The sequence below is a fragment of the Pseudoalteromonas sp. MTN2-4 genome (genome assembly GCF_042848605.1).
Lineage (GTDB): Bacteria > Pseudomonadota > Gammaproteobacteria > Enterobacterales > Alteromonadaceae > Pseudoalteromonas.
This window is the reverse complement of the sequence record NZ_BTGK01000021.1, coordinates 1-3,977: the sequence shown is the minus strand read 5'-3', so window position 1 is coordinate 3,977 and position 3,977 is coordinate 1. Positions and strand designations below refer to the sequence as shown.

3 protein-coding genes are annotated in these 3,977 nt (G+C 37.3%); all 3 read right to left on the bottom strand.

What is annotated here, in order from left to right; genetic code table 11:
• Positions 1 to 769 precede the first annotated feature (769 nt).
• The gene (locus ACGHEH_RS21365; protein WP_390449706.1) at positions 770 to 1,213 is read right to left on the bottom strand and encodes a T6SS immunity protein Tdi1 domain-containing protein; all 444 of its coding nucleotides are present in this window, start codon (positions 1,211 to 1,213) and stop codon (positions 770 to 772) included.
• 107 nt (positions 1,214 to 1,320) lie between these two features.
• Positions 1,321 to 2,187 carry a hypothetical protein gene (locus tag ACGHEH_RS21360; protein ID WP_390449703.1) on the bottom strand — a complete coding sequence of 289 codons (867 nt, stop codon included), beginning with the start codon at positions 2,185 to 2,187 and terminating at the stop codon, positions 1,321 to 1,323.
• A gap of 464 nt (positions 2,188 to 2,651) precedes the next feature.
• The gene (locus tag ACGHEH_RS21355) at positions 2,652 to 3,944 is read right to left on the bottom strand and encodes a hypothetical protein (protein ID WP_390449700.1); all 1,293 of its coding nucleotides are present in this window, start codon (positions 3,942 to 3,944) and stop codon (positions 2,652 to 2,654) included.
• Positions 3,945 to 3,977 lie beyond the last annotated feature (33 nt).

Here is a 3,977-nt window from a genome sequence, read left to right as displayed (position 1 = left end):
AGGTAAAAAATTGTGGGCTAAAATTGAGCGAAGCGAATAGCCCGCAAGTTTTTTATCCCTGTTTAATTGCTTGTTATGCGTTGACACTCAAATTTAGAAGCGCTTGCGCATGCACCAATAAGCCAAACTTAAAATTAAAAAACATTCACCAAAATCAAAATTGCAAAGAAGCGTTCGACTGGTGAATGACCTTTCTGGTCACAGCTTGAATTGAAAAACGAAAAGCCAAGACCAACTTAAAACTTAATTACACCACTGTACCTAAAAGCTAATTTGAAGAAAAGACTTGAGACAAAAACTGTACTAAAGACAGCGATTTAAAGTGACGCATAACGCCCGATTAACGGGTAAAAAATTGTGGGCTAAAATTGAGCGAAGCGAATAGCCCGCAAGTTTTTTATCCCTGTTTAATTGCTTGTTATGCGTTGACACAACACTTTCAAAGCGCTTGCGCCTGCACCAACGAGCTAAACTTTTATTTCTAAAAACACTCACCGAACCCAAAATTGCAAAGAAGCGCTCTAATGTTGAATGACCTTTCTGGTCACAGCTTAAATTGAAAAACGAAAAGCCAAGACCAACTTAAAATTTGATTACGCCACTGTACCTAAAAGCGGATTTGTAGAAAAGACTTGAGGAAAAAACCGATTTAGATTCAGTCAATTGAAATGACGCATAACGCTTGCCGTAAACGGCACAAAATAGCAGGCTAAAATTGGCGACGAAGGAGCACAGCCTGCTGTTTTGTGTCCTTTGTTTAACGGTCTTGTTAGCTTTCGCTTACACCAACTTGTTGTGCTACTTGACCTGTTAGAGAAAAATGAACCTCAATATCAGTTGGTTCAATATTTTCAATTTTATACTCACCACCCAACAGCCAAGGTTTTGTTAAGCTATAAATTTGGTTATGTGATAATGATTTACCTGATTCTATTAAATCACCTACCATTTGAACTGCAAAGTATTCTATAACGAACTCTTTATCAGCTAACAACTCATTGAAGTCTTCTGGTGTCTCAGCTACTTGTGAGAACTCACCGCCTCCTGAGTCAAGCCACCAAATTTGGCCATTATTTACATTTTGAACAAATGCATCGCCGGAAGCTGAAAGCAATATAGGTAAATATTCTCCACCCAATAACCACTCCCATTCAGATAACAGAGAGTCTCGTTCAAGGTGCGAGAAATTTACCGTTAAATCATTTAATGTCATCTGCACTTCCTAGAAAGCTAACGCCTCGTTAAGAGGCAAAAAATTGTTGGCTAAAATTAGCGACGAAGGAGCAAAAGACAACTGTTTTTGTCCTTTTAAACAACTTGTTAGAGCTGCTCGTAACCAGTCGTATGCCTTTGTTTTATATCTTTAATGCTTTCACCATACAGGGCTTGTACACTTGAAAAATCGACCTCGATTTCGGGTTTTATGAGTTCAAGTAAAATCTCATTTTCATTGTTCGAATAACTAATAAGCTTTCCAAAGCTTTTTAGCCTTTTTAGATCTATCTTTGTTTTGGCATATGTTGGAAAGTTTTCCAAGAAATCATTGAGTTCAATGATGATGTGATCAGTTAATTTAATACACCTCTCAGTAACGTCGATTAAAGCTACTAACCCCGCACTTCCAAAAGCGGCTTCGGCTTCATGGATAGTGATATTGGCAAATGCTTTGTTGCCATATGTACCTAATATAGCTTGTTTAAATGCTTCATTAATTTCATTTCTCTTTTCCCACATATGCAAAAGTGCATTGTAGTTTCCGATCATGGCATTAATTCTAGGAATTTGTGCCCATTTCTGTGCTTGTTTATTATGTTCTTCTTCGGACGGGACAATAAAGGCGAGATCTTGATAATTCTCTAATACTGGTTCTGATCTCATTAGAATACTAGGAATTGTTGCCAACCTCTGAATAGGGTTATCTTCCAATTTTTTGTGATAATTACCTTTAATCGCAATGAGTGAAGCTCTTGCTCTTTCAACGTCTAAAGTCCACTTATTAGCTGCAATTAATTTATCCTTTTCTAGTTTAAGGCTTTCTTGTCTACCAAGTGCAAGATGAGCGATAAAAGCACCTAAGATAGCCGTGAAAAATGCGCTTGCAATTGGAAAAATGTAGTCTTTAAAATAATTAGGTTCCTGTTTCAGGCTTTCGATAGCTGAAACTATCATTTCAGTTTCTTGATGCACGATAATCCTTTGTAGCTCTAACGCTTAGCTAACAGGCAAAATTGAATAAGCTATAATCGAGCGAAGCGACGAGCTTATTTAATTTTGTCCTAGTTTAGCGCCTTGTTGTGCGTTTACAATTTGCTTTTAAAGCGCTTGCGCCTGCACCAACGAGCTAAACTTTTAATTTAAAAAACACCCACCGAACTCAAAATTGTAAAGAAGAGCATTACTGGTGAATGACCTTTCTGGTCACAGCTTAAATTGAAAAACGAAAAGCCAAGACCAACTTAAAATTTGATTACGCCACTGTACCTAAAAGCTGATTTGAAAGAAAAGATTTGATGTAAACACAGCTTTTAAGTCACTGACTTGAAATGACGCACAACGCCGCCATAAACGGCTAAGTAATAGTTGGCTACAATGTGCAGCGAAGCGGAACTGAGCCAACGGTTACGTGTCCGCTTTTAATGGCCTTGTTAGGGCTACTCTTCATCAGGGGCGATGTTACTTTTGAACGCTTTAAAAGCAATGTTCAGCATTTTTAACAATTCATCATCTGACTTTTTGTTCATTTTGCGTAACTTGTCATCTTGGCTTTCAAAGTAAGCTAATGCGAACGTGCGATAGAATGGATTTGAAAAACTAAATTTCCATGAATCTTGATCGTATTTAACCAATTCACCATGTTTTTCTAACTCAAGCTTTTTTAGGTTTGCTTCTAGCTTATTTTTTTTGATATTAATTCCAGAACTATTAGCCCACCCTAATAATTCTTCTATTTGTCCTCCATCTTGCTCTTGCTGAGCAAGAATCCTTATCGTGTCATCTATGTTTGGAAGCCTAAAAGCGTTGTCAAAAGCTTTTTTTATACTGTCTTCAGTTCTTCTTATATACCTTCTTAAAGAGTGCTGTAAATCTGTGTAGTCAAACTCAACAGGCTGTTGTAGTGTTTCCTTGATATCTGCTGTATCGCACATGAAATAACACAAAGTATGACAAATGGATCCCAAACCATTTGAGTAATGAATTATATCTTTTCTTAATCCTTCAGGAATAATTATCTTTAAGGCATCACAGCCTTTCTCGATAATTTCCCCGATCTCTTCATCACTCATCAGTTCGACATGAAATTCAGCGACCCTTGTATCTAGTTCACCTTCAATCTCAACCACTTCTCTAGCAGTATTAACCGCACCAATAGCTACTACCTTAAGGTCGTCATACTTATCAGAAAGGTTTACGAAGACTTTCATCATTTGAGCTAGTCTTTCCTTTTCTTCTCCTTCAATTTTATGAAAATCTTCTAGCACCCAACAATATCCTGCTTCTCCCAACAATTTAGCTAGCCTTTGTGGAGTTAACTGCGGCGGCAAATACCTTTTGGCTTTAGTACTACTAGCAGTTTCTGACTTTGCTTGTATTTGGGCTTGAATATTCAGATAAGTAGCTTTTAAGCGCGAATCTATGGAAGTCTTTTTCGAGTTGGTAATCTCATCTACATAAAACTCTTCTAATTCATCAAAAGCATCAAGAACAACTTGCTCAAAAGTCATACCTTTCATGCAGTTAGTATTAATTTGCTTTTCATAAACTCTAGAGAGTAAATTCTCTATTAGAGTACTTTTTCCTGAGCCTGTGTGACCATACACAATAAGCTGAGTGCCGGGCATATCAAGAGCCGTAACGATCTCATCGTTTAAATCTAATCGATCTACAAATGTAACCCTTGCTGGTTTAGAAGGTGTAAAAACTTCTTTAAGTTTGTAAGAATCCAAGTAACACTCCTTATTGTGCTAGTAGCCCTAACG

Coding starts and splice junctions, on each gene's coding strand:
- ACGHEH_RS21365 (WP_390449706.1), bottom strand. CDS start 1,213: ATGACATTAAATGATTTAACGGTAAATTTCTCGCACCTTGAACGAGAC.